The organism is Pedobacter ginsengisoli (assembly GCF_002736205.1).
In the GTDB taxonomy this organism is placed as follows: domain Bacteria; phylum Bacteroidota; class Bacteroidia; order Sphingobacteriales; family Sphingobacteriaceae; genus Pedobacter; species Pedobacter ginsengisoli_A.
This window is the reverse complement of record NZ_CP024091.1, coordinates 4,101,200-4,127,660: the sequence shown is the minus strand read 5'-3', so window position 1 is coordinate 4,127,660 and position 26,461 is coordinate 4,101,200. Positions and strand designations below refer to the sequence as shown.

Annotated in this window: 24 protein-coding genes; all 24 read left to right on the top strand. The window is 36.7% G+C overall.

The window, feature by feature from the left end; genetic code table 11:
* The first annotated feature begins 492 nt into the window (after nucleotides 1-492).
* The 24 genes from CPT03_RS16960 to CPT03_RS16845 all read left to right on the top strand — a co-directional run bounded on the left by CPT03_RS16960 (nucleotide 493) and on the right by CPT03_RS16845 (nucleotide 26,461).
* Entirely contained in the window at nucleotides 493-777 is a 285-nt protein-coding gene (locus CPT03_RS16960) for a hypothetical protein (protein WP_099439947.1), read from the top strand.
* A gap of 20 nt (nucleotides 778-797) precedes the next feature.
* Nucleotides 798-1,190, top strand: a complete 393-nt coding sequence (locus tag CPT03_RS16955; RefSeq protein ID WP_099439946.1) for a hypothetical protein — start codon at nucleotides 798-800, stop codon at nucleotides 1,188-1,190.
* A 7-nt stretch (nucleotides 1,191-1,197) separates the two neighbouring features.
* Entirely contained in the window at nucleotides 1,198-1,524 is a 327-nt protein-coding gene (locus CPT03_RS16950; protein WP_157766488.1) for a hypothetical protein, read from the top strand.
* Nucleotides 1,525-1,719: 195 nt separating this feature from the next.
* Complete coding sequence (locus tag CPT03_RS16945) at nucleotides 1,720-2,037, top strand: hypothetical protein (RefSeq protein WP_157766487.1); 318 nt, start codon at nucleotides 1,720-1,722, stop codon at nucleotides 2,035-2,037.
* Between the two features lie 290 nt (nucleotides 2,038-2,327).
* Complete coding sequence (locus CPT03_RS16940) at nucleotides 2,328-2,969, top strand: hypothetical protein (protein WP_157766486.1); 642 nt, start codon at nucleotides 2,328-2,330, stop codon at nucleotides 2,967-2,969.
* 81 nt (nucleotides 2,970-3,050) lie between these two features.
* On the top strand, nucleotides 3,051-3,941 hold the full coding sequence (locus tag CPT03_RS16935; RefSeq protein ID WP_099439942.1) for a hypothetical protein: 891 nt from the start codon (nucleotides 3,051-3,053) through the stop codon (nucleotides 3,939-3,941).
* 6 nt (nucleotides 3,942-3,947) lie between these two features.
* Complete coding sequence (locus CPT03_RS16930; RefSeq protein WP_099439941.1) at nucleotides 3,948-4,844, top strand: hypothetical protein; 897 nt, start codon at nucleotides 3,948-3,950, stop codon at nucleotides 4,842-4,844.
* Nucleotides 4,845-4,882: 38 nt separating this feature from the next.
* Nucleotides 4,883-5,248, top strand: coding sequence for a hypothetical protein (locus CPT03_RS16925; protein ID WP_099439940.1), 366 nt, complete (start codon nucleotides 4,883-4,885; stop codon nucleotides 5,246-5,248).
* Between the two features lie 108 nt (nucleotides 5,249-5,356).
* On the top strand, nucleotides 5,357-6,034 hold the full coding sequence (locus CPT03_RS16920) for a tail fiber protein (protein WP_099439939.1): 678 nt from the start codon (nucleotides 5,357-5,359) through the stop codon (nucleotides 6,032-6,034).
* A 1-nt stretch (nucleotide 6,035) separates the two neighbouring features.
* Nucleotides 6,036-6,326 carry a hypothetical protein gene (locus CPT03_RS16915; RefSeq protein ID WP_099439938.1) on the top strand — a complete coding sequence of 97 codons (291 nt, stop codon included), beginning with the start codon at nucleotides 6,036-6,038 and terminating at the stop codon, nucleotides 6,324-6,326.
* Entirely contained in the window at nucleotides 6,314-6,787 is a 474-nt protein-coding gene (locus CPT03_RS16910; protein ID WP_099439937.1) for a hypothetical protein, read from the top strand. The genes CPT03_RS16915 and CPT03_RS16910 overlap by 13 nt, the downstream gene beginning before the upstream one ends.
* 247 nt (nucleotides 6,788-7,034) lie before the next feature.
* Nucleotides 7,035-10,613: a hypothetical protein gene (locus tag CPT03_RS16905; RefSeq protein WP_099439936.1), complete on the top strand. Its 3,579-nt coding sequence runs from the start codon at nucleotides 7,035-7,037 to the stop codon at nucleotides 10,611-10,613.
* 37 nt (nucleotides 10,614-10,650) lie between these two features.
* A complete protein-coding gene (locus tag CPT03_RS16900) occupies nucleotides 10,651-12,096 on the top strand; it encodes a DUF6443 domain-containing protein (RefSeq protein ID WP_157766485.1) in 1,446 nt (481 codons plus the stop codon).
* Nucleotides 12,093-14,060: an RHS repeat domain-containing protein gene (locus CPT03_RS16895; protein ID WP_245869871.1), complete on the top strand. Its 1,968-nt coding sequence runs from the start codon at nucleotides 12,093-12,095 to the stop codon at nucleotides 14,058-14,060. The genes CPT03_RS16900 and CPT03_RS16895 overlap by 4 nt, the downstream gene beginning before the upstream one ends.
* Nucleotides 14,061-14,068: 8 nt before the next feature.
* Nucleotides 14,069-14,728 (top strand): hypothetical protein, encoded by a 660-nt coding sequence (locus tag CPT03_RS16890; RefSeq protein ID WP_099439934.1) that lies wholly within the window; start codon nucleotides 14,069-14,071, stop codon nucleotides 14,726-14,728.
* Between the two features lie 77 nt (nucleotides 14,729-14,805).
* On the top strand, nucleotides 14,806-15,225 hold the full coding sequence (locus CPT03_RS16885; RefSeq protein WP_099439933.1) for a type IV pilin protein: 420 nt from the start codon (nucleotides 14,806-14,808) through the stop codon (nucleotides 15,223-15,225).
* Nucleotides 15,225-15,740 (top strand): hypothetical protein, encoded by a 516-nt coding sequence (locus tag CPT03_RS16880; RefSeq protein ID WP_099439932.1) that lies wholly within the window; start codon nucleotides 15,225-15,227, stop codon nucleotides 15,738-15,740. The genes CPT03_RS16885 and CPT03_RS16880 overlap by 1 nt, the downstream gene beginning before the upstream one ends.
* 12 nt (nucleotides 15,741-15,752) lie before the next feature.
* On the top strand, nucleotides 15,753-17,186 hold the full coding sequence (locus tag CPT03_RS16875) for a GspE/PulE family protein (protein WP_099439931.1): 1,434 nt from the start codon (nucleotides 15,753-15,755) through the stop codon (nucleotides 17,184-17,186).
* Nucleotides 17,186-19,126 carry a type II secretion system protein GspD gene (locus CPT03_RS16870; protein WP_099439930.1) on the top strand — a complete coding sequence of 647 codons (1,941 nt, stop codon included), beginning with the start codon at nucleotides 17,186-17,188 and terminating at the stop codon, nucleotides 19,124-19,126. Before CPT03_RS16875 ends, CPT03_RS16870 begins: the two co-directional genes overlap by 1 nt.
* Before the next feature lies 1 nt (nucleotide 19,127).
* Nucleotides 19,128-20,345 (top strand): PilN domain-containing protein, encoded by a 1,218-nt coding sequence (locus CPT03_RS16865; protein ID WP_099439929.1) that lies wholly within the window; start codon nucleotides 19,128-19,130, stop codon nucleotides 20,343-20,345.
* Between the two features lie 8 nt (nucleotides 20,346-20,353).
* A complete protein-coding gene (locus CPT03_RS16860) occupies nucleotides 20,354-20,911 on the top strand; it encodes a hypothetical protein (protein ID WP_099439928.1) in 558 nt (185 codons plus the stop codon).
* 76 nt (nucleotides 20,912-20,987) lie between these two features.
* Nucleotides 20,988-21,974 carry a hypothetical protein gene (locus tag CPT03_RS16855; RefSeq protein ID WP_099439927.1) on the top strand — a complete coding sequence of 329 codons (987 nt, stop codon included), beginning with the start codon at nucleotides 20,988-20,990 and terminating at the stop codon, nucleotides 21,972-21,974.
* 10 nt (nucleotides 21,975-21,984) lie between these two features.
* Nucleotides 21,985-22,878, top strand: coding sequence for a hypothetical protein (locus CPT03_RS16850; protein WP_157766484.1), 894 nt, complete (start codon nucleotides 21,985-21,987; stop codon nucleotides 22,876-22,878).
* 13 nt (nucleotides 22,879-22,891) lie between these two features.
* Nucleotides 22,892-26,461 (top strand): hypothetical protein, encoded by a 3,570-nt coding sequence (locus tag CPT03_RS16845; protein ID WP_157766483.1) that lies wholly within the window; start codon nucleotides 22,892-22,894, stop codon nucleotides 26,459-26,461.

Genomic DNA, 26,461 nt, shown 5'->3' with positions numbered 1-26,461 from the left:
GCGTTCCTTTACCAAAAAAACAGTCTGTTTGTCTTTTCAAAGATGGGTAATTTCGTCCTTGTGATACTTTCTACTGCAGGTAAGGTGATTGGACAAACCACTTTCACTGACCCCTCTTCGCCATTCTAAAAGCCGAATATAATGATCTGATTATAAACAGCGAAAGGGTCAAACCTCTGTAGTTTATCCAACTTATGCTGCATATCAACTAATTTCTATTTTTTATACGTATCTCTATAGTCTAGGGTAATTACCTCACTGCCCTTATTATGGATATTTAGAAAAAATGAGTTTGTCTTCTTAGATAAGGAATCACCAACATCAATATACCTTTCCCATTGTCTAAAGATTTGATATCTGTATCCGCTCGATAGAAGTCCTATTTTAACATTGTGACTCTCCCTCTCGAAATACAATGAATCTACGCGGCCAGTAAAATTTTCATCTAGATTATCTTCTCTTATAAGTTCAGAAGTTGGCTTACCAAAAAAAATGACCTTAAAAGAAAGCAAACAAGCAAGACTACCGGCATGTGTAGCAGGATTAAATAGCGTTGGGACAATTTCTTTTAGTAAGGAGGGACAGTTAGAAATTTATGGTGGAGATTTTGATTTTAGTAGGAAAGGTTATCTAACTGTAAATACCATTTATAATGAACCAGGTTTTACTCTATCTGGATTGCAAAGCACTAGCTACAAGATTTCTAATAATGAAAATTCAGGGACTTCTTCATGGTATGATGTAGGAGCTAAGGCTGGGGTACGCTTGGTACCTTAGGTTCTTACAGTGGCGCTTCAATGGGATATTCTAGGGCCGGGGCAGTCAGTTTAAATTATTATTCAAGTGGTTGGACTGGAGGGACCAAAGCAATGATTAAAACAATCAAAATTGCAAAGATTGCAAGAATTATGGGGGTAGCTGGATTTGCAGCAGGGGAAATAATGGATGGGATAGCTCTTTATCAAGGAAAAATTGGCTGGGGTAAGGCTAGCGTTAACTTGGCCATGGGAATTGTTGGGTTTTCTGAAGCAGCCCCACTTTCGGTGATGTATTTTGGAATAGATGCATTTTATCCGGGAGGAATCTCTGGTTTTGGAAAGGATTTGAGTAACTTTAGACGGAACTTAAAAGTACTACAGTGCAAGTTATCAATCAGTTGCAGTATGGTAGAAGGGCTTGGCAATAATTAAAAATAGTATGAGTTTTACAAAAATGTATTATTATCTGTTTTATAAGTATTATAGACTTTTTGAACACTTTAAAACAACAAGGTGGTTGACAGATGTCAAGGCCGTTATAGTTGTTATAAGTTTAGAAATATGGATTTTATTTTCTTTAAATAATTATTGGGATGTTCTTTTAGGAAGACATGGGGAACTTTCATTTTTTTCATTTAAAGTATTAGTGCCTTTTTTGCTGTTAATGTTGTTGAAGTGGTTTGCTTTTTGGAAGGATGATAGATGGAAAGAATATGTTAATGAATTCGACCAATGGTCACAGAAAACTAATAATCAAGGTAGTTAGATAATAGCATGTATTACATTACTGTGTTTTGCTAACTTGGTATTCTCGTTTTATTTAAATCCTCCCCCACGAGGGTTTCGATGGTAAAGTTAGGACATAATCGAACATTTTTAGCAGAAATTCTTAGTCATTTCTCTTGCCCAAAGGATAGAATCGTGTTTTTGGAAGATGGTAAATGAGGTAGCGAATGGCAAAATGATTTGGCAGATATGCCAGATCTTTACAATGCTTTTTACACATGTTTATAATAGAAGCCTTATCTCGAGTTTTAATGGTACCTTAATCTCGGTTGAAAAAGAAGATTATCAACCTATATTTTCTGATTGGAATGGACTTGGTTTTGTGCTTGAGATAAAGATAAGAAGATTTTTACTGCCAATTTTACTTTTCATCCTGTTGCTAGCCAAGACTGGCCGAGGTCCAGATGCCAATCCATACTCACTAATTGGTGCCGATGGAAAATTATTCAGCCTATTAATTCTTGGATCAATGCTCCCAAGTCCAACGGTATAGTTTTATCAGTATAAGATCTTCGATATATGCTGTTTTAGGAAAAATCATTATCATCTTGAAAGTATCTGCCAAAACAGATTGAAGATTTGATAAGAAAATAATATTTTGCTTTTACATATCCTTATTAATTACATATATTAGTTGTCATTAATTGACGACTCTATTATGCTCTCAAACTCCTTCTTTCCCGTTATGGGACATCATTCCTTATTTCTTTTTAACCATTAACTATAAGTTGCATTGTTTGCTTTAATAGTTTTTAGGTATGTCCTAATTCAAATCTAAATTATATGAAAAAGCTTATTCTATTCATGTTGTTGTCCATGTCCAAATTCTTGTATGGTCAGACCAACACGTTTCCAACAAGTGGTAATGTTGGTATTGGAACAATGAATCCAGGAGCCAATCTAAGTTTCAAAAGTGTTCTAGATGGTTCTGATGCCTCAGGTATTACCTGGTACTCACCTCGTTCTTTAGCATATGGTATATGTAAAACAGCTGGGATTTGGGATGCAAGTTTAAATTATCAACAATTGCAGTTATCATGGGAAACAGGTATAGTATTAGATCCAGGGTCTTTATATGGTAAAAGCTATGTTGATATTCAAGGTGCAGGCTTAAGGGTAACTTCAGGAAACTTGGGTATTGGGACTGTTGATACAAAAGGGTATAAACTTGCGGTTAATGGCAAAATTCGAGCTCATGAAATTAAAGTGGAGATAGCTAACTTGCCTGATTATGTATTTGCAAAAGACTACAAGTTGCCTTCATTGAAAGAACCCACACAACATATTCAAGAGAAAGGTCATTTGCCCGGTGAAGAAATTAAAGCCAATGGAATTAATTTGGGAGAAATAAATGCAAAGCTTTTGAAGAAAATGGAAAAGCTAACGCTATATATGATTGAACTTAAAAAGAAAAATGAAAGATAGGGAATGTTAAAATCAAGGATATAGAAAAGATATTGAAATGCTTAGAGCCAAAATTAGCAGAACATCTAAAAAAATAAAAAAATGAAAAGATATCAAATTTTACTAATAATAGGAATTCTTTTTACGCATATGGCGTATGCTCAGAATTATAATAACATTTTGAATTACTCGAGCAATACAACTCCAACTTATGGAGTTAAAATAAAAACAAATCTTCCGTTCGTTCCTGCCAATGGTATGCCCACAATTACTATTACAGGGTACAATTATGGAGGAGCAGAACCTATAAGTTTAACTATAACTTATTACGTCTGGTGGAATCCACCAGCTACCTCCAGTTATTATTTTCATTATCCTAGAATTTCTTCATCTGGGGCGTACACTCCTCCCATTTTCCTTTCTAATGAGGGAGGGAAAGTAATAATATTTATTAATGATAAGTCTTATTTTCAGAGGTTTACAGTAAGTGTGTACTCAAATGGTCAAGGTGATACGGCAACTTGGTTTCAAGGCTGGACCGCAGTTGATGAGGCGCTTAGCGGAACGAATACGGTTGAGGTTCCTTATCGTAATCGATTTAAGGGGGATGTTTTTATGCCAGGAAATGGATTGTGGAATTCAAATGGAAATCTAGGTATTGGAACTGTAAATCCAAGTGAAAGATTGTCTGTGAAGGGCAAAATAAGAGCGCAAGAAATTAAAGTAGAAACAGCCAACTGGCCGGACTATGTTTTCGCTAAAGACTATCAGTTACCCTCATTGCAAGAAACAGAACAGCATATTAAAGAAAAGGGACATTTGGCAGGTATTCCTTCAGCTAAAGAAATAAAGGCAGAAGGGGTTAGTCTTGGTGAGATGAATGCCAAGTTATTGCAAAAGATAGAAGAGTTAACTCTATACATAATAGAGCAAAATAAAAATGTGAAAATGTTGGAAACACGATTAAATAAATTGGAAAATATCAAACGGTAACAAATTATGACAAGAATAAAAAAAGCTCTTTTCCTGTTTATTCTGGGAATAATATCATTTAAAACTTATGGTCAGGTAACTACAATAGCCCCAGGATATAAAAACATTGTTATTCCTGCTTATACACCTATTGGTAACTATAGTAAGGTGGTTATACTTTTACATGAAGCCTATTCAGGAACGATCATTGGGGCAAATCATGCAATTGGTACCATTACTGCATTAAGAGGTTCAGTAACTGGTTCTAACAGATTAAATGTTGCAAATCTTAATACTTCAGCCGCGTATACTACCACTACGGCAAGTGTTATTTCTGATTATAATAATGCAAGTCCATGGAAGTTGAAAAGATGTTTGTTCAACGGTAAAAGGTATTTAGCTCTTGAAGTACCTTATCGCGCATCGTATTTTAATCAAGGGTTTAAATTTATGGGCTGGACAATTTCAACAGCTGAAAATATGCTGGCCATTCCATATGAAAAAGATGGACTCCCATTGAATGAGGATGTATTGAGTGAAATTGAGGATTTTACTCCCAACCAAACTGAAACACATGATGTACAGAATTTTAGTGTTTTTGGTAATGTTGGTATTGGTACCTTAGCGCCTTCAGAAAAGCTTTCTGTAAAGGGTAAAATACGGGCACAGGAAATTAAGGTGGAGACAGCTAATTGGCCAGACTACGTATTTGCAAAAGGCTACAAGTTACCCTCATTAAAAGAAACAGAAAAGCATATTGCAGAGAAAGGTCATTTGCCTGATATTCCTTCTGCTGAAGAGGTTAAAGCTAATGGAGTTGATCTGGGTGAAATGAATGCTAAACTGCTAAAGAAGATTGAGGAACTAACATTGTACTTGATAGAATTAAAAAAAGAAGTAGAAATATTGAAAAGTAATAAATAAAATATGAGACAGCTTTACATCTTGATGGTACTGTGCTTATGCACTGTAATTTCACTTGCACAAACGAATACATTTCCTTCAAGCGGAAATGTTGGAATTGGAACAATAACCCTGAAAGTAAATTAAACGTTAATGTTAGATCAGGGGGAATAAATGGGACTGTAGCTTTAAGAATCGGATCAGTTTCTAATTATCCTAGTCTTGAGTTTGGTATTGAAAATGATTATGATGCGATGATTAAGACATTTGGCAATGATTTGAAGATATATGCAGGAAACTGGAGGTCAATTGGCGCTGTAGCTACAGAAAATCATGCTATTTACTTTCATACCAGTAAAATAGGTTCGCCGTATTGGAGCATTAAATTAACGACTTCTCTATGCTTTCAAATTCATTCATTCTAATTCTGACAACCTGAATATTTGTCAGATTCCAAATAACTTTCGTCAAGATCTTAAACTGCTTTCATCATAATGACATTGTTAATTTTTCTTACCATAAAATCGTTTTAAATGAAAATAAATTTTCTTTCCAAAATTTTAATTATCTGTTTGTTATCAAGTTTGTGTTATCAATCGAAGACAAGTGCCCAAACCAATACTTTTCCTACTACGGGAAGGGTTGGAATTGGTGTAACAAATCCGATTTATCCTTTAACCGTTATGGTTCCGTCTAATTCAAACGCTTTGAGTGTAACAAATGGAACAACAGGGCTAATTATACAAACTATATCAACTACTACTCAGAATGCGGGAATTGTCGGTGCATATAATGGTCTGTACAATGATTTGGATATAAGAAGTACTAATGTAGTAGGAGGACAATTGTATTTGAAAACAACAGGTAATGTGGGTATTGGAACAACATCTCCAACAGAGAAACTCTCTGTAAAGGGAAAGATAAGAGCCCAGGAAATTAAAGTAGAAGCAGCTGACTGGCCGGACTACGTTTTTGCAAAGGATTATGAGCTAGTATCATTAGAACAAACAGAAAAGCACATTGAAGAGAAAGGTCACTTGCCTGGAATTCCTTCAGCTAAAGAGGTAAAAGCCAATGGAGTTGATTTGGGTGAGATGAATGCCAAGCTTTTACAGAAAATTGAGGAGCTTACTTTATACTTAATAGAAATAAAGAAAGAAAATGATGAGCAAAAGAAAGACATATTATATCTAAAATCTAAAATTAAATAGCATGAAATTATCTTTAACTCTGCTAATCTTAATGGTACTGGGACTTAACATTTCTAGGGGGCAGACAAATACATTTACGGCAACTGGGAGTGTTGGAATTGGAACTTTATCACCTTCATCTTTCTTTCATGGAGGGAGCAATAAGGTTTTGGAAATTTTTAACTCTAATACCACAATCAATAGTCAATCGCATATTATTTTAAGCACAGGCTCTGTTTTGAATAATAGTTCAGGAGGAACTTTGTCTTGGATATCAAGAAATTCTGTTGGTTTCAGGGAATGGCCTACATAGGAAGTAATATACAGGGGGAGGCCGCTGTGAATTCATCTGCCTCCTTAATATTTGCAACATCAAATGGCATTGGAGTTTATCCGAGAATGGAGATTGATAAGGATGGTAATGTTGGAATTGGAACATCAATACCCGATGTTAAATTAGCAGTAAATGGAAATATCCGTGCAAGAGAAATTAAAGTGGAAACTGCCAACTGGCCAGATTATGTTTTTGCAAAGGATTATCAGCTACCATCACTAAAAGATACAGAAAAGCATATTAATGAAAAAGGTCATTTACCTGGGATTCCTTCGGCTGATGAAGTAAAAACAAATGGGGTTGATCTGGGGGATATGAATGCAAAGCTATTAAAGAAAATAGAAGAGATGACATTAATTATGATACAGCTAAATAAACAAGTTCAGCAACAGGCTGAAACTTTAAAAATGCAGCAAAAACAGTTAGATAAACTTAAATAGATTTTAATTAATCTCAAATTTTGTAAATCAATTTAATTGTATATATATTTAAAACATAAGCCTTTTGGTTTCTTTAACGCTTCATCTCAAATGCTCTCAAAACAACAACCTACACAGGAAGGTCTTGTAATAAAGACAACGTTTTATAATTCTGTAGACTCCAGCTGTTTGCACAGAAATCCCTATACATTTTTTTTAATATCTATCCGATTAATAACTTTAAGATAAACTACTTAACGCAATCGAAATGCCAGGCTATTTAAATTATTCGAAATTAAGGAATTCGCTAGTTTTGTTAACTCCTTTCTTACTCCTTTGTTTTTCAAATCTCAAAGCTCAGATCTCTTACGATAAACGTGCGGGTGGACCTGTGGGAGAGGCCCCCAAAATTGGAAATTTTAATTCCTCCAATGGTCTGGATAATGTTGAATACAGTACAGGAACAGTAAATATAAATATCCCATTATATGAGGTAAAGGCTCATGATATTGTAGTTCCCATTTCTATTAGCTATAGCGCCCTTGGGATAAAGGTTGGTCAGGAGGCCGGAGCACCTGGTATGGGCTGGGAGCTTAACGCTGGTGGCAAAATTATTAAGCAAATAAATGGTCGTGATGATGAATTTAGTAATTCCAGCAATTCATTGACCTCCACTACCAATTTTAGTTTAAATCCTGATAACATTAGGAACGACAGGGAAAAACTACGTAAAGTTATATTGGGTGTTTATGATTATGCATTTGATGCATTTAGTTATACTTTGCCAACTGCTGGCGGAAGATTTGTTAAAGATGGATTAACGTTCCCATACGATCCGACTTTTAAGTATGATGGTTCTGCAGGACATAAAATAACTATTGGTGATGGTCTTGTTCATAATTTTATGGCTGGAGACAGGATTCTTGTCGATAAACAAAAAAGATATAGAAGTGTGGATGAAGTATCAACAGAAATGCGGGAACTGTCTCCATCTGAGATTTGGGGAAGAGATATTTATTCCTATGTTTCAGACTATAACCTTTATTCAATCATTTCTTCAAAATTTAAGGATACTGTTAAGTTTGAATATGATCAAAAAAGCTTTGTTAGTGGAATTGCAGGCAAAAGAAGAATTACAACTTTAGAAACCTTACCATTGACTAGAAATTTGATGAAAAAATCAGATGGGACCTGGCAAGATTTTAATGGTCCCTACTATTTTCAGGGTGAACCTGTTGTTGCACAGACAAGAACAGATGTTGCCGAACATTATAGAATAAAAACAATAATTTATGCCACTGGAAGGGTTAGGTTTGAATATAGTACAACTGATGTACTTGGTCGCGACGTTTTAACCGCAGTAATTGTAGAACAAAAGGTGAAATCGGCATATAAATGGTTAAAACGATATGAATTTAACTATGATCCTGATGTTCAGTATGGACATTATCTAACTAGTATAGAAGTACAAGATGCAAATGGTGCAAAGGCTGGGAAATGGAGTTTTAATTATTATGGCGGTGATACATCTGGTTCTTTCGGTAAATTGCCTGTTGACCCAACTTCAGGAAGTATGGCACAAGATAGATGGGGATTTTACAATGGTAAAATAGATAATAAAACTCTTCTGGAGAATCCAGATAGCCTTATCTCACTTCGGGATATACCTCATTATTCGGCTCGCTATAAAAATTACCCTAGTAGCGCTCCATCCTCATTTGAATTCCATAGGGGTGAGGCAAAGGATTTTTATAGCCCAAATGATGTTAACGTTTCCAATGTTGGGTACGCCCTTAGAGAGACGAATTTCTGGGAGGCTCAGAAAGGTACTATAAAAAAAATATCAACCCCAACGGGGGAGTCGATTAACTATGAATATGAATCAAATAAGTACCAGATTCAAGGATGGACTCAAACTGGGCCAAATACATATCAACAATATTATAAGGTTTATAACGGTGGTGGAATCCGCATAAAATCCATTACTCGAAATGATGGCATCATGTTTTCTGGAAAAACCTTATCAAAAAAGAGTTATAAGTATGGTGTTGGAAGTCCTTCGTTCTTAAGTACCGTTGAAAGCGGTTATGGTATTGTTAACATACCAGGTGTAGTTTCAAGTATAATTTATAAGTATGCTGATGGATTGTCAACATATAGCTCAGAAAATTTAAATTATATGTCGCATCCTTTAAATGATCTTGCTCTTCATAAGGGGAGTTCAGCATACTATCCCTCCGTTACGGAGACTATTTATAATGGGCCTAATCCAAGTGGTGAAACGGTATATTATTATTCCCCATCAGATGTTGAGGCTGGTCCATGGAATTATGTTATTGCTTCATCTACAACACAACTAAATATGCCAGAGCTGTATACAAATCAGGGAGTAAAGGAAAGCCGTCCTGCCGGACAGGCATACAGGATTGTAGAATATGCCGGATCGAGATTAGCGGGAACTAAAGTTCGCGAAACAGCAAACACATATACAAATTTTAAAGCGCCTGCCAGCTCTCCCAAACGCTATTCTTTTTTTGGAGGTATAAAGGGAATGTTAATCGGACAGTATACAACTAATTTCCGCTTGTGTACCGCAACTCCTGTGACTGGTGCAAGTGGTGCAGGACTGGTTTATGAATGTAGTTGGATTGCAACAATTGCTAATATGGATCCCTTGGGATATAGAGAGCTGGGTCCAGAAGTTGAGGATAATTATTATCCAGGGAAGTATTATGGCAGCGTTGTAGAGCTATCAGCATTCTCAAATGTTTATAAACTTTCAAAAACCCTAACAACAGATTATAACTTCTCAGGCATAGATCCAATGGTAAGTACCACCAATTACTATTACGATAATGTATATCATATGCAACCAACGCGTATTTCTTCATTTAATTCCAATAGTGATACAACAGTCGTACGCATAAAATATCCATTAGATTTTCCTAGTAATACAATTAATGGAGTAGACTTATTGAGAACAGCAAATCGTATGTCTGAACCTGTAGAACAGGTATCTATGATAAAAAAAGATGCAGCCTACCAGGTAACAGATGGGGTAAAGAATACATTCAAATCTTCTAATGGCCTTGTCCTCAATGATAAAACTTATAGATTGAACACGGGTGGTAAGTATATCCCGTTAACAAGTTATAGTGAAAACCACGCCGGATACGAAGAGAAAAGTAGTTATGATTTTTATGATGAGATGGGGAATGTGGTTCTTTTCTCGAATTTGTATAGTCCAAAAACGGCTGTATTGTGGGGGTATAATCAGCAGTATCCTGTTGCGCAAGTCAGTAATGTTCCAAATATCTATGATGTTGGTTACACAAATTTTGAAAGCGACAATAAGGATTATTTGAAAGGATTCTGGACATATGCTGGTATTCCTGTGGTAGACCTAACATCGCCAGCTGCAGATAATGTATACCCTCTGGCTGGCAAACCAGTTACTAAGACATACTATACAACCGGTAAGAAATATATTTTGTCGTATTGGTACAAAGTAGGATCTGTTATAACAGTTACAGGAGGAACGGTTAGTGCCGAAACAAAAAAGAATGTAAAGGGTAACTGGATTTTGGCTGAAAGGGAAATAACTGCAAATTCAACAATAACAATTTCGGGTACAGGCTTTATTGATGAGCTGGCTTTCTATCCTGTCGATGGCCAGCTAAGTACATATACTTATAATGTTGGAATAGGACTTACCCGGTCTCAAGATCCAAAGGGGCTGTCTACAAGCTATGAATATGACAATGAACAGCGCATTAAATACATAAGGGATCAGCAGGGTAATATTGTTAAAGCCTATAATTATAACATTGGCAGCAGATACAAATAAAATACGGTCCGATTATAAATGGTCTAAAAACACTAGAATGAAAAAGCTCTTAACTATTTTTTTAATTTTCTTTAGCTGTCTAAGTAACATTCAGGCTCAGGTTCAACATCTCTCGTTAGACACGTATGATAACCAAAGGGAAATTACAGCAACGGGGAGTATTACGTTTACAAATGGGTTTACTGTACCTGCTGGCACAAGTTTTAGCGCCTATATCACTCCCCCCGGAGGCAATTGTCAGCAAAGTTTGTATACAACCAATAGAAATTTTAATTATATAATTACCCACAACGTTAGAAGACCTGGAATTGTAAATCCTTCTGATTCTACAAATCTGGTTTGTCAGGTAAATACGGTCATTGATTATATGGATGGTCAGGGAAGATCAGTAGGGAGTATTGCAGTGAAAGGAAGTCCGAGTCTTGCAAGTGTATTTCAGCTGAAAGACTATAATGATCTCGGATTAGAAAAGACTCAATATTTACCTTATACCAAATCAGGAGAATTTGGATTTTTACGCCCAAATGTTACCGATTTATCTAGTTTTTATACAAATCAGGTGAATGTAGTTCATACACCATATCCTTTTTCGGAAACGGTTTATGAACCCTCGCCTCTAAGAAGACTTGAAGAGCAGGGAGCTCCCGGAGATTACTGGCAATTGGGTACTTCTTCAAGCCCAAATAAAGGGCATACCATTACATATGTAGAAGATAACCATAAGCGTGAGGCACTCTATAAGGTAGCAATTGACAATGTAACAGGAGCCCGTACACTAACTCGAAAAGACAATAATGAACTTTATCCGATAGATGCGCTTACAAGAGTAGTTACTCGTGATGAAAATAATAACAATTCATATAACTATGCTGGCACTTCACTAGAATGTAAGGATAGAGAGGGAAGGGTGGTTTTAAAAAGGACTTATAATCAGAATGGAGCTGTGGTGGATACATTATCTACTTATTATGTGTATGATGATTTTGGTAATCTCAGTTTTGTACTCCCTCCTAAAGCAGAACCAGATAAAAATGTTGCCATACCTCAAACAACTCTTGATAATCTCTGCTATCAATATCGTTATGATGGACGAAGAAGATTGACTGCAAAGAAGTTACCAGGGAAAGGCTGGGAATATATGGTTTACAATAAACGGGACCAGTTGATTTTGACACAGGATGCAGAACAAAGAAATAAAGCACCTCAGGAATGGGCAGCAGTTAAATATGACGTAATGGGTCGAGAAATTATTAAAGGTATTTATCTTCACCCGGGAAGTACAGCTGGAACAGACAATTTAAACACTGTTCAGAATTTAGCTAATGCGGTTAATGTATACTGGGAAGGCAAAGTGACCACAGGAAACGGCTATACAAATTCGGCATTTCCTACTGCTTTGACTACCACATTGTCTATTAACTATTATGATGACTACAATTTTCCCGGAGGGAATCCATATCCTTATACAGAAGGGGGGGAATGACACGGGGTATGCTTACTGCCAGTAAAACAAACGTTCTTGGAACAGCAAATATGCTTTGGACAGTTAATTACTACGATGATGAGGGCCGGATAATTAAAGTCTTTGACCAACATTACAAGGGCAGTACATTAGTGGCAGGTAACTATGATGAAATCACAAATTTGTATGATTTTACCGGTGCTGTAATTTCAAGTATCAGAAGCCATAAAGTAGCCAGCGCAGAGCAGGTTAAGGTGCTCACAGAATATGAATATGATCATACTGGAAGAAAAACCAATACCTGGCAAACTATTAATTCTAATCCACGTGTTTTAATGTCGCAATTGGTATATAATGAGTTAGGACAGCTTTTTAAGAAAAACTTGCACTCAACTAATAATGGTGTCAACTTTTTGCAAACCATTACTTATACCTATAATGAGCGTGGCTGGTTATTAAATGCAAGTGCGCCAAAACTCGACGTAAAATTACGGTATCAAATTCCAACCAAAGGAGCAGCCGCTCAATTTAATGGTAATATTTCTGAGTTTGAATATACAGGAGAAAAGAGTGGTAATCGTTGGTTTAAATATACTTACGACAAGATCAACAGATTAACCAATTCTGTTTATAGTACAACAAGTGAACTGGATGAGGTTATTGCATATGATAAAGCTGGTAATATAAGTTCTTTGAAACGAGGGCCTGCAGCAAGTACTCCAATTGCCTATACCTATGCAAATGCTGGTCTGAGCAATCAATTATCAGGTGTAACGGGAGGTCTTACAGGGATTTTTACCTACAATACTAATGGTAGTGCCATCAGCGATGGAACAAGGGGTATTACCTCTATAACATATAATCAGTTGAATCTGCCAGCTACGGTTACGGGAAGTCAAACTGCAACTTACGTTTATGATGCTGTTGGTACAAAGGTCAAATCAACTCAGGCTGGGACGATAAGGGAGTATATTAGTGGTATTCATTATAAAAATAATGTACTTGATCTCATTGCAACGGAAGAAGGTCGTGCGGTGCGAAGCCCAATAGATGGAAGTTACCGATATGAATATAACCTTAAAGATAATTTGGGTAATATCAGGGTATCTTTTGATGATAATGGAGGAACTGCAAGGGTAATACAGGAGGATGAGTATTATGCATTTGGGTTAAACAGGCAAAAATTCTTATCTGGTGATAAAAATAATTATCTTTATAATGGAAAGGAAGAACAGGAGGTTCTAACTGATGAGTATGATTATGGAGCTAGATTTTATGATCCGATGATTGGAAGGTGGAATGTGATTGATCCACTGGCTGAAAAGAATAGAAGATTCTCCCCATATGTTTATGTAGATAACAATCCACTTAGATTCATTGATCCTGATGGGATGGAGAAAAAAGACTGGTTTGTTAATAATTTAACAGGACAAGTACTATATGTTAAGGGGCAATCTAAAATTACACAAGGAACACTAGATAAGATGAACTATGGAACGAAACCGAGTGATTACGAAAGACTTGGTGCCGATGATATGTTTGGTAGTAAAGTTTCCGAAGGAATAGAGAAAAATATTCTAAATAGAGACGCATATTTTGTTGGAAATTCCGAGGGCTTTATGAAAGGAAAAGGATATGAAAAGGTTGAAAGAGCTACAGTCCAAGAAAGCCAACTTACAAGTGGCGGAAATATAGGGGAGGAAAGAATAAAGTCAACGATCACAGAAATTGAACAGGTTGGTGATGCTAAATTATCTTACGTAAAAGCAGATATGGTTAATAAAAAAGTTGAATTGAAAGAAAGCAGTAACTCTGGTGCATGGAGCTCTATTTCAAGAGCAAGATATGATATTAATAAACCCGTTGGGCAAAGTATAAGGTCAACAGCTTATTTTTACGAAAACAGATCCCCTGTAGGGTCACAGAGTGGATCCATGGCAACATTTATTAATGAAGTGATTAAGGTCTTTAAAGCAGTTTTTTAAATTAAGGTATGAAGAATGCAACTCTTTTTTTAATATTATTTACATTAAATATTTTTTGTATTGGTTGTTCTCCGGATTCCTCAATTTCTGCGACAGGAGAAATGTATTATCAAAAATATAAGAATAACTTTGATAAAAAATTCATTGACCATTTTCCTGCAAAAAGTACCCAATCGGGGAGTTTTGCCGCTGCCTTTTCATCTTTGGAGCAGAAGAAAAACAATATTAGTCTAATGCTCTATCAATATGGCGTGAAAACTGAAGAAATACAAAATCTCAATAACAAATTTAAAAAATTGGCTATTGCTAAATATAGATCATCAGATTCGTGCTTGTCGATCATTAATCGTTTTGAAACAACAGAAACGGATGAAAATCAGAAAATGCCTGTTATTGATATGTCATTATTAAATAATGGTTGCTATATCAATAAATACCCTATTCCAAATTTTGTGAATTATGAAAACTATAACAGGGACAGAGCTCTAAGACTAGATGATGCCTTTGTAATTTATGTATTAGAGTGTAAAAAGGTTGACTCATGGAAAGCGAAATTCAACATGGGGCCTAATATACAAATGCCTGAAAATTGGAAGAATGGTTATTCTAAAGGAGTGGCGATAAGTCAACAAAATCAAACAGTAATTTATTGGACAGTCATTTGGTAATTAGAAGAAAAAATACTGAGTCACCTATTTCATCATGTGCATAGAATATTATATTTTAGCATCCTAAACTAACGCTCATGAATGTGCAGATCTTAAATAAAAAACTCAAAGCCTATACCCTTACAGAAATACTGGTAGTACTTGTAATTATAGGAATTCTTGTGCTTTTAGCACTTCCTAACCTTTTGCCATTAATTACCAAAGCAAAATCAACCGAAGCAAAAGTACAGTTGGAGCATCTTTCGACCCTACAAAAGACCTATTTCTACGAAAAGTCCAAATATAGCTCTGATCTAATAGAAATAGGTTTTATCCAGGAAAAACTAACTACAGATGGCAAAGATGGAAGAGCCAACTATAAAATCGAAATTGTAAAAGCAACAAACAACGCCTTCCTTGCTCGTGCAACTGCCGTTACAGATTTCGACGGTGATGGAACCTTGAATGTCTGGGAAATTGATCAGGATAAAAATCTGAAGGAAGTAGTGGCAGATTAATGATCTGGCTGCAAATACTGATCCTGGTATTCCTGGCCTTCATTTGCTATCAGGACATGCTTTATCGGGCAGTGTATTGGTGGTGTTTCCCTATCCTTGCCATATTGATGGTCCTGCTAAAATATAATACCTCAGGGATACAGCAAACATTAACAGATGCCGGATACGGTTTACTGTTTTTAATGGTCCAGATCTTTATCCTTTGGATTTATTTCTCTGTCAAACACAAAAAAATAATAAACATAACCAATAATTACTTGGGTTGGGGCGATGTACTTTTTTTAATTGCAATTCCATTCTACTTATCTCCGGTAAATTATGTGCTATTTTATATCGTAAGTCTTATATTAGTTCTGCTATATGCTTTAGCAACAGCAAAAATAATAACAAATAATAAGCATATCCCCCTGGCAGGTTTGCAGGCTGCATTGCTGGGAATTGCAATGATAATGGATTATATAATTTCAAGTCTGGAGCTTTACAGCGACAACTGGTTATATTTCCTGATCAATTAAAAGTATTAATTAATGAGCGCTCAAAACCACGACTTCAATCCAGCTTTTATTCACTCTGTAAGCAAGGAACAGGCATGGCACTATCGCATATTACCGAAAGACAGTGTCCCGAATGGTCTTGTTTTGCTATGTGATGAAGAAGCAGATCATTCCCAACTTACTGATGAACTGGAAATTGTGCTTGGTAAAAATATTACACTTGAGGCGCAGCCTGCCGCAACAATTAGCATGTTGCTAAACAAGCATTACCTCAAAGAAAACGGACAAAATCAGTTTCAAAAAATGACCTCTGCCATCGAAGGGGAAGGTTTTTTAAATGACCTGATCCGGGGAGCGAGAAACTTAAAAAGCAGTGATATCCACATCGAGATCTATGAAGAAAAGTGTAGGGTACGTATCCGTATCGACGGGATGATGGTTGAACGTTATGTTTTAAAAAGAACTGAATATCCGGCACTCATCAATAAGATCAAGATCATGGCAAATCTCGACATTGCAGAAAAGCGGCTTCCGCAGGATGGCCGGATCAACTTTAAAAGTGGTGAAGAGCAATTTGATATACGGGTTTCGGTATTGCCAACCCTGCATGGTGAAAAGGTTGTGCTTCGTTTGTTAAATAACAACGCTGCAAATATTGACCTTAACCATGTTGGCTTCTCAGATTTCGATCTTGCCAATTACCTGCAGGGAGTTAAAAGACCAAATGGTATTATTTTAATAAGCGGGCCTACAGGTTCCGGTAAAACAACAACCTTGTATGCTACGCTTAAATACCTCAACAAAGAAACAAGGAACATCCTAACCATAGAAGACCCGATTGAGTATACTCTTGCGGGTATTAACCAGGTACAATTGAAAGAAAGCATAGGTCTTACCTTTGCCTCAGCGCTAAGAACATTTCTAAGGCAGGATCCTGATGTGATCATGGTTGGGGAGATCCGTGATCCGGAAACGGCCAATATGGCAATAAGGGCCGCCTTAACCGGTCACCTTGTGCTCTCAACAGTACACACCAATTCTGCTTGGGGTACGGTATCCCGCTTAATGGATATGGGAATCCCCTCCTTTCTGGTGGCCAATACCTTAAATACTTCAGTGGCACAAAGATTAGTCAGGTTGCTTTGCAAAAAATGCAAGGAAAAGGCCGATTTTGATCCTTCATCATCGTACCCAAAACAGTTTAAGCCATTTGCTCCAATATCGGAACATTACGTAGCCAAAGGATGTGAACATTGTTATTACACTGGTTATAGTGGTCGTAAGGCGGTTTATGAGGTTATTCCGCTCGATCAGGAATTAACTTTTGAAATAAAGCAAGGCAATATGTATATTAACCCCCTGTTGGAAGCCAGGGGAATTAGAACTTTAGCCGAAAATGCTTTTGCATTATTCGCCTCAGGTGATACAACGATTGAAGAAATATACCCGTTACTATTTACAAATTAATGAACGCTCTAAAGATTATTAGTATCTATTTCCTGCTGCTATTAGTGCAGGTAAACACTGTCTCGGCACAAATTTCGGAATCAGATGAAAGGGTTAGGAGGGTAGAGGAGCGGTTAAGAAACCTAGCCATTACCGTTCCGGGGCTAAATCAGAAAGTTCAGATAAATCTATCAAATGTGTCTGCTCAGGAATTTTTAAGGGCTCTTGCACAATCAAACAATCTTAATATCAATATTGATCCCAATCTTAATTTCAAGGTCTTTAACAATTTTACCAATGAAACGGCATTAAACGTATTGGTGTTCCTTACCAAAGAATACGGATTGGATATTAACCTGATAGGCTCAATCATGTCTGTGGTAAAAGTTCAGGAACCTATACAGAGAATCCCGGTAAAGGAAATTAATGCTAGCTATAATGCGCAGAACAATACTTTGAGCGTGGAGTTGAACAACGATACTTTATCAAAAGTGGCCAAAAAAATTACGATGGTTTCCCAAAAAAATGTGGTTGTTCCCAGTGCGCTTTTAAATAAAACGGTTACTGTATTTCTGGCCGATGCGCCTTTTGAAGATGCTTTAAATAAGATCGCCTTTGCCAATGATTTGAAAATGGTAAAAACGAACGATAATGTTTATGTGTTTGAGGCATTGGCAGAAGGGGAAGAATTATACATCAATAGCGATAAGACCACTGCCGTAAGAAGAAACCCAAAGCCATTGAATATGGGAGGTGGCGCCGCTCCTGGCAATTTCAGATTGTCGAACAGAGTTGTGCAGGGCAAACCATTGATCAGCGTAGATGCGGTTAATGTGCCTATTATTGATCTGGTAAAAAATGCTGCACAGGAAATTAATGCCAGTTATTTTCTTTTTTCTAACATAAACGGGAATATCTCATCAAGGGTTAACGACATCAGTTTCGATAACCTGCTTACTTCTGTGTTTCAGGGCACAGAATATACCTACAAAGTAGAGAACGGGATTTACCTGATAGGTGACAGAAGGGTAGAAGGTTTGCGTTCTCATAAATTACTAAAACTGCAAAACCGCTCTATTGATACCATTCAAAATATGATTCCAACAGAGTGGAGAAGAGGGGTTGAAATTAAAGAATTCAGGGAACAGAATACCATTCTCTTGTCTGGTTCTGCTCCGCAGATCGCAGAAATAGAAGCTTATGTGAAACAGCTGGATAAGCTGGTTCCTATGGTTTTAATTGAGGTTACTTTAATTGATGTGCGTAAAGGAAAAAGCGTTAAGACGGGCATTACCGCTGGGGTGTCCGACAGTGTGAAACGGGGAGGGACAGTATTTCCTGGGCTCGACTATACTTTTGGTGCCAATTCTATTAATGACTTGCTGGGGCGGCTCGGGCGAAACAATTCCGTCAATATCGGGCGTGTAACCCCTAATTTTTATGTGAGGTTAAGTGCCTTGGAAACCAATAGTAATGTGGAGGTACGCTCTGTACCTAAACTTTCTACTTTAAACGGACATATTGCCAATCTGAGTATCGGAAGCAAGAGATATTATAGCAACAAAACGCAGAATGTGATTCCTTCTCTTACCACGCAAACCACCATAACAGAGCAATTTGTGCCGGTTGAGGCTAACCTGGAGGTGAAAATTAAACCCATAGTATCCGGTGATGATCAGGTGACTTTAAATATTAAGGTAGATATATCCGACTTTATTGGTGATCCGCCTGAAAATGCACCGCCTCCAACATCAACCAGTAAGTTTGAATCCATCATAAGGGCTAAAAACGAGGATATGATTGTATTGGGTGGATTGGAGCGTACTGAAACCTCTGAAAGTGGAAGTGGTGTACCTTTCTTGTCAAGGATTCCAATATTAAAATGGCTGTTTAGCAGTCGTACCAAATCTAATAATAAGGTGGTAACCATAGTCTTTATTAAGCCTACAATTATCTACTAATATGGCTGCCTTATTGAGTTTAAACTATAACTTAACTGCTTGTGCCGGAGCTGAGGTGCATCTTAAACAGGATGGCTCTTATGATGTGAGGTTGGTTAAGTTATCGCTGAATAAAAAACTCATTCAGATAGGCGATAAAAAAAGATATTCAGGATCGTCCTCTAAAATCGTTTCTGATAACCTGATTGAACCTTTGGCCATTACAATTACAGGTAAAGGGGTTTTGATAAAGAAAACGAACCGGTTAGAAATAATATCAGAAGGAAGTTTACAGCATCTTTTCCCAACCTTTAAGCTGGCTGAATTTTATATACAGCATTTTCCGGCAGGGGAACATTCTTATATCGCTATTATAAGGAAAGAAATTGCGGATACCGTAATTGAAGCTTTTAAAAAGCAGGGAGTGGATGTGTTTATGTTAAGTCTGGGACCCTTTGTGGTGGATCAGGTGATTCCTCAAATCAATTCATACGAAGGTGTTTTAAAATTCGATGGTCATCAGGTTGCCTTAAATACAGAAAAGGATTGGGCTTCTTATATGTATGATGCAGATGTAAAATCTACCTTCCCCTTAAAGATTGATATAGAGAAAATGCCTGAGGAGTTTTTGGTGGCTTATGCAACGGCATTTCAGTTTATCCTGAATGATAAACTTGATTTGATTGAAGTTGCATCGGGACAGATTAGTGAGCAGTTATCGGAGCTGATGGCGAAACAGAAATTTAAGAAGTATGGGGCTGCTGCACTTTTCTTTTTCTTTGGATTGCTGATGCTTAATTTTTTAGTGCTGAGTGCTTACAACTCAAATAACCAGGAACTGATGAGTAAGGCAGGTCAGCAATCGTACATTTACGAAAATAGGCAGAAGCTTGAGGAGGAAGTAAAAGGGAAAGAAAATCTGGTAAAGAAATTAGGTTGGAATAAGGGGTATAGCTATGCTTATTTATGTGATCAGATTGGAAGCTCAGTGCCAAAGGAAGTATTGCTTGATGAGTTGCTGATCAACTCTTTGTCGGGCGGTAGCACTGGTGTGGTTAAAGAAACGCAGCCAGAAACTGGTCATCTAATAATTAAAGGACAAACGAGCAGTATTTACGCTATAAATGAGTGGATTTATAATCTGCAACAAAAAGGCTGGGTTAAAAATGTTCAGTTAGAGAAATATACTGCTGACGATCAGAAACAGGCCCAGGTTTTTACAATATCATTAAAGTACTGATATACATTATGCTCAACAGGTTTAGTTACATACAAAAGAACAAGCTGTTACTTCCGGTATTTGGGATAGGCTTGTTGTTATGTTGGTTTCTGGCATTTAATAAAACTTTTGACGCTGTTAAGCTGAATAATAAACTTAGTGAGGAATCAAAACTGGGAAGTGATATTTCTTTTAATCCTACTTATGTTCAGAGGAAATTAGCTGCGCTCGATAAAATACTTAAGGGCTACAAGGTTACTGAAGACTGGAATGATAAGTTGTGGATTCAGTCATCAGCCATTGCAGCCAGGCAAAATGTTGGAGTAGATTTTGTGTTAAATAAATTGCAGGCCGAAGCAGATAGTACCAGTGCAGGTATGACCCAGTCATTATATTTTTACAGTAACTATGTGCAATTAGTTAAGTTAGTTGATACCCTTGAGAGCTTAAATGGCATAGGCAAAATTTCCGCTTTACAGGTTAAGGCACCTAAAGCTGATCCAACAGATGAAAAAAGTAAAAAATGTGTGTTAAGGTTGGATTTTAGGGCATTAGATCCTTCGTCTTCACCTCCGATTTCTCAATAACCTTTTGTTATTGAAACAAAAATTGGAAATCGACAATTAATATTCTTACTTTCGCTCTTAAATTAACTATCTCATTATGTTCTCAAAAATCCCAGCAATCAAGTTGTTTGCCATTCTGGCAATTGGCTTAAGTTTAGAGTCTTACGCTCAAACAAATACTTTCCCTCCAAGTGGGAATGTTGGCATTGGAACTGCTACTCCTACAGAGCCTTTAGAAATCAATGGAAATATCAAAATTGGGATAGCTGCGAATAATTATATCCAAATTGGTGGTGGATCCGCAGGGACTGGTGGTTATATCCAAGGGTCAAGACAGGCAGGAAGCGATGCGGGATATGGTGTTTGGGTTAATCATAATGCTTATTGGAATGGAACAAATTGGATTCAGCCCAGAGGTGCTCTTGGAAGCAGCATGTATTCGTCCAATCATCACCTTGGATTTGTATGGAAATATGCAACATCCACAGGGGTAAATGAAGCTATTGTATCGCCAGATGAGCTAATGAGGCTGAATCCGGCAGGTAAGCTTGGGATTGGTACAGGGTCCACAATCTCTGCAAAACTTCATGTAGTGGATGTTAATCCACAACTGCGTTTAGGCTATGATGTTTCTAATTACAACGTGTTCAGAACAGGAGCCAGTGGCAGCCTTGATATTTTAGCCTATGGAACAAATCCAAATATTGTATTAACACCTGGTGGAACAGGAAATACAATAATAAATGGAAATGTAGGTATTGGGACAACTACCCCCAATGAAAAGCTTTCAGTAAATGGTAAAGTTAGGGCAAAGGAAATTAAAGTAGAAGCAGCCGACTGGCCTGATTATGTATTTGCCGAAGATTATAAACTTCCATCGCTTAACGAAACCGAGTTGCACATAAAAGAGAAAGGCCATTTGCCTGGCATTCCATCAGCAGAAGAGGTTAAAGCCAATGGCGTCGATTTGGGTGAAATGAATGCCAAGCTTTTAAAGAAAATTGAGGAGCTGACACTATTAATGATCCAGCTGAATAAAAAGGTAGAGGAACAGGCGCAGCAACTTAAAAAACAACAGTATTAAATTTTCAATTATGAAAAAGTTACTCTTAATCGTATGCATCATGCTTTTTTGTGAGGCATCTAAAGCTCAATCTTATGAAGTTTTAAATTATAGCATTAATGGAGCTCCAGTCAATGGAACAAATATCAAAACGAACATACCTTTTCTAAATGCTTCTCAAATGATCACCCTTAAGATAGAAGGGTATATTTATGCAATCTCTGAAAGTATCTCACTTCAGTTAGTTTGGTATGTATATAATGATGTTTTTACTAATACTGCAATTTCTTCGTCCGGCGGCTATACCCCTGAGATTCTCCTTACCAACAACAATGGATTTGTTAATGTATATATTAACGATAAAACATCTTATGCGAGATTTAAAGTTACTGCTTTTGCTAAAGGTAGATCTGAGCAAAGTAGTTGGTTTCAGGGTTGGACAACTGCGGATGAAGTAATACAGGGAACTCAAGCTAAAAGTGTTCCCTATAAGAACAGATTTAAAGGAACAGTAACCAATCAGGGTGATTTGTTTTCTAGTGGAAACATGGGTATTGGCACAACTGATACTAAAGGATACAAGTTAGCCGTAAACGGTAAAATTCGTACGCAGGAGATAAAAGTGGAAGCAACCAACTGGCCTGATTATGTATTTGAAGAGGATTATAAACTAACTACTATTCCAGAACTCAAGAAGTTTATTACTACATATAAGCATTTACCTGAAATACCCTCTGCTAAGGATATTGAAGCTGAGGGTGTGAATCTTGGTGAGATGAATAAATTACTTGTAAAAAAAATTGAAGAATTGACTCTTATTCTTATTGATCAGCATGAGCAAAGTAAAAAGCAAAGTGAAAGGATCGGTCAGTTGGAACTAGAAATCGTAGAAATAAAAAAAAATGATGTATTTATTCCAAGATAACTCTAATAAACCCATGAAATATACTCGCATTTTATTACTATTCCTTACAAGTTTCTATGTCTCATTTTGTGAAGGACAAACCACTTCTGGAAATAATGACTTAAAGAAAGTAGTCACTGCTTCTCCAAATGCCTCATCTCTGGGCCAGTACGGGAATACAGATATTGGATTATATACGGGGGTGCCTAAAATTAATATCCCCATCTATGAAATTAAGGAAACAGGTATAACGCTTCCAATAGACATTAACTATAATGCAGGGGGGATCAAGGTAACTGAGTATGCTTCTTTTGTAGGGTTGGGTTGGAATTTAAATGCCGGAGGTGTTATCAATCGGAGTATGTATGGAACGCCTGATGAATTAAGGAATTTTAGTCTCCCCATACCTACAAACCCAAGTTCGCAGGAGCTTGATGATATGGCCACTGGACAAAAGGATTATCAGCCTGATGTATTCTATTTTAATTTTTCGGGTAAATCAGGTAAATTTTTCTTAGGTCAGAATGATGAAATCACTATCATTCCATACCAAAAAATTAAAATAGAGCCATTAAGAACAAATGGGATTTCTGATCTGCAAGGATGGAGAGTTACTACTGAAGATGGAACGATATATGAATTTAAAGATTATGAAAAGACAAAGAATGTAGGTTATGAGAAGAATAACACTAGTTCTGACCCAGATGCGCCAGGGCCAGGCAATCCACCTGCGTCGATAAACAGTTGGTACATGTCAAAAATAACACCTGTGGTTGGAAATGCAATCAATTTTACATACGAAAATTATACTCTTAGCTATGACATGCCGAGTTCCGAACAACGATATGTGTTACTCAATCCTGTGGCTGGACCTTCACCCGCGAGGCAGGAATTTACTTCAAATATTAACAGGACGACGAGTGAAAGTAAAAGATTGAAAAATATATCGTTTTCAAACGGTAATGTTGAATTCAACTATGACAAAGACAGAAGAGATTTAATCGGGGATAAAATACTTACTTCAATTAAAATAAAAACTTTAGAAGGTCTTGTCAAGAAAGAATACAGATTGGGCTACAAATATATGGTCGGGAGTTCAATGGTAGATGTTGATGGAACCGGAACAGGATTCGAAGATAATTTTCTGAAGTATGATCAGTATCAAACTAAAAATAGAAGGTTAGCATTGGAAAGTGTTAAAGAAATAAGTAGCACCAACCAACAAGGAACGGTTTATTCCATGGAATACGAAATGGGGTTACCTTCTAGAGATTCAAAATCAAGGGATCACTGGGGATACTATAATGGATACACTTTTACGGGTAACGATTTTCTGCCGTATCAGTTGGTTGGCAATTTTCAAAATAGTGACAGTTATGTCCTTATGGGTAAAGATCCAAATCTGGCCTATTGTAAAAGTGGAACATTAAAAAAAATAACTTACCCCACTGGTGGATATACGGAATTTAATTATGAATTACACCAGGTAAAATCTACTGACCTGCTGCCTCCAACAGCTGATCCTCAATCTCATAATTTGAGTATAAACTATTTACAGTATAGCTCCTTGGGATATAGCTCCTATATTGAAAACGGATTAAAAAGATATTATAAAGATTTTAGTGTCGTAACAACAGCTTCTACTACCAATATTAATTTGCAGATCAAAGGATATCCTTTTCAGCCTATTAGAGCTGGATCTATGAGTTTTGAGATTCATAATACCTCAGGAACTGTAATTGTGTCCATGTTTGATATCGATGCCAATGGTCAAAAAACAATTAATCAAACAAATGGAACAGTTGAATACAATTATACATTTGTGCTTGCCCCTGGAAATTATAGATTGGTGTTTAAACCTGTTGCTACCTTTATTGATAATAACACCTATTTTGATGCCTTTCACGAACTTCCATATGCAAAAGTATATGGGTGGTCAAATATTTTACCAGCACAACCAGGTCCATCAGTAAAGGATGTTGGTGGCTTAAGAATCAAATCGATGAAGGATTACGATCCCATTTCTGGTAAAAATTTAGAGAAAAATTATGAATATAAATTCCCTAATGGTTCAACCTCTGGGTCATTGCTATCAGATGTTAAGCATGTTTATGATTATTCTGAGGTTCATAATTATGAAGTTTCCACTGTAAGCACGGTTATTAAAGAGTTTTTTTACAAAGTAATTAATAGCGACACAAATTATCCCTTAAGTACCACACAAGGCAGTAATGTTGGCTATGCTGAAGTAACGGTTAAAAGCATCAATCCTGAGAATCTAGCACCAAATGGAAAAAGTATTTTTAGATACACTTCTCCTGAAAATTACCCGGATTATTACGGAGGAAGTTCTGGTCCCGTAAATAATTTCCCTTATCCGCCGGCTGATGGGCGTGATTGGCAAAGGGGGTTGCTACTTGAGCAAGAAGACTATAAGTACGTAGCCGATACATTTAATTTGGTAAAGAAAATCACCAATGTCTATAATAGTCCTGTTTTTATGAAAACGGTTCAGGGAGCAATGGTTAAATATATAAGACGTGGATTTCCTGGTTCTTACTCACTTGAAAATTTGCCTAATTTATATAGCTATAAAATATATGATTTTAAATCAGGGTTAACGCAGTTGAATAAAACAACTGAGGAAACCTTCGAGGGTAGTCCAACCCGAGTTGAAAGTGTTTATAGTTATGGTTCCCCACTTTTACATTTACTGCCAATCGAAATAAAGAAAAATACGAGCCGTGGCGAGTTAACCGTTACTAAATTTAAGTACGCCCCAGACTATACAAACATTACTGCTACGGATAATGTCAGTTTAGGAATAAAGAATCTACAGGCAAAAAATGTAGTCTCAGCTGAAATTGAAAAGGCTGTGTTTAGACAAGATGCAAATGGAGCAAATTCCGCAATGGTGTCTAGCCAATTTATTTCTTATAAGCCAAGTCAAGCATTACCTGATGCAATTCATAGAATGGAAAATTCAACACCCCTTACCGATTTTAGCCTTTCTTCGGTAACGGCGGGTGCCGTAAAAAAAGACAATCGATATTTTACGGTGGTCTCAATGGATCTATACAATTCAAAAGGGAACCTAACACAGCAAAAAAGACCATTTGGTATTATGCATAGTTACAAATGGGGATATAATGACCAATATCCTATTGCGGAGATTAAAAATGCAATGGAAACTGAGTTTTATTGTCAGAATTTTGAGGAAAGTGGAGGGGTATTAGGGAATGCCCATTCAGGATCGAAGTTTTACAATGGTAGCTATACTGTAAATTGGACTCGACCCAATACCCGAGCTTATAAGATAGGCTATTTCTATTTAGCTTCAGGTGTCTGGGCATTTAAGGAGGAAGATTATACTGCTAACAGTAAGCTGTTGAGTGGGGGAACTGCCTATGATGATGTTAGAATTTATCCATCTGATTCTCAATTAACTACTTATACTTACGATCCATTGATCGGTATGACGAGCATGACCGATCCCAAAGGGCAGACAATTTATTATGAATATGATAATTTCCAGCGGTTGCTGAATGTGAAGGATCAGGATAAAAATATCATAAAGAACTTCGATTATCACTACAAACCTTAA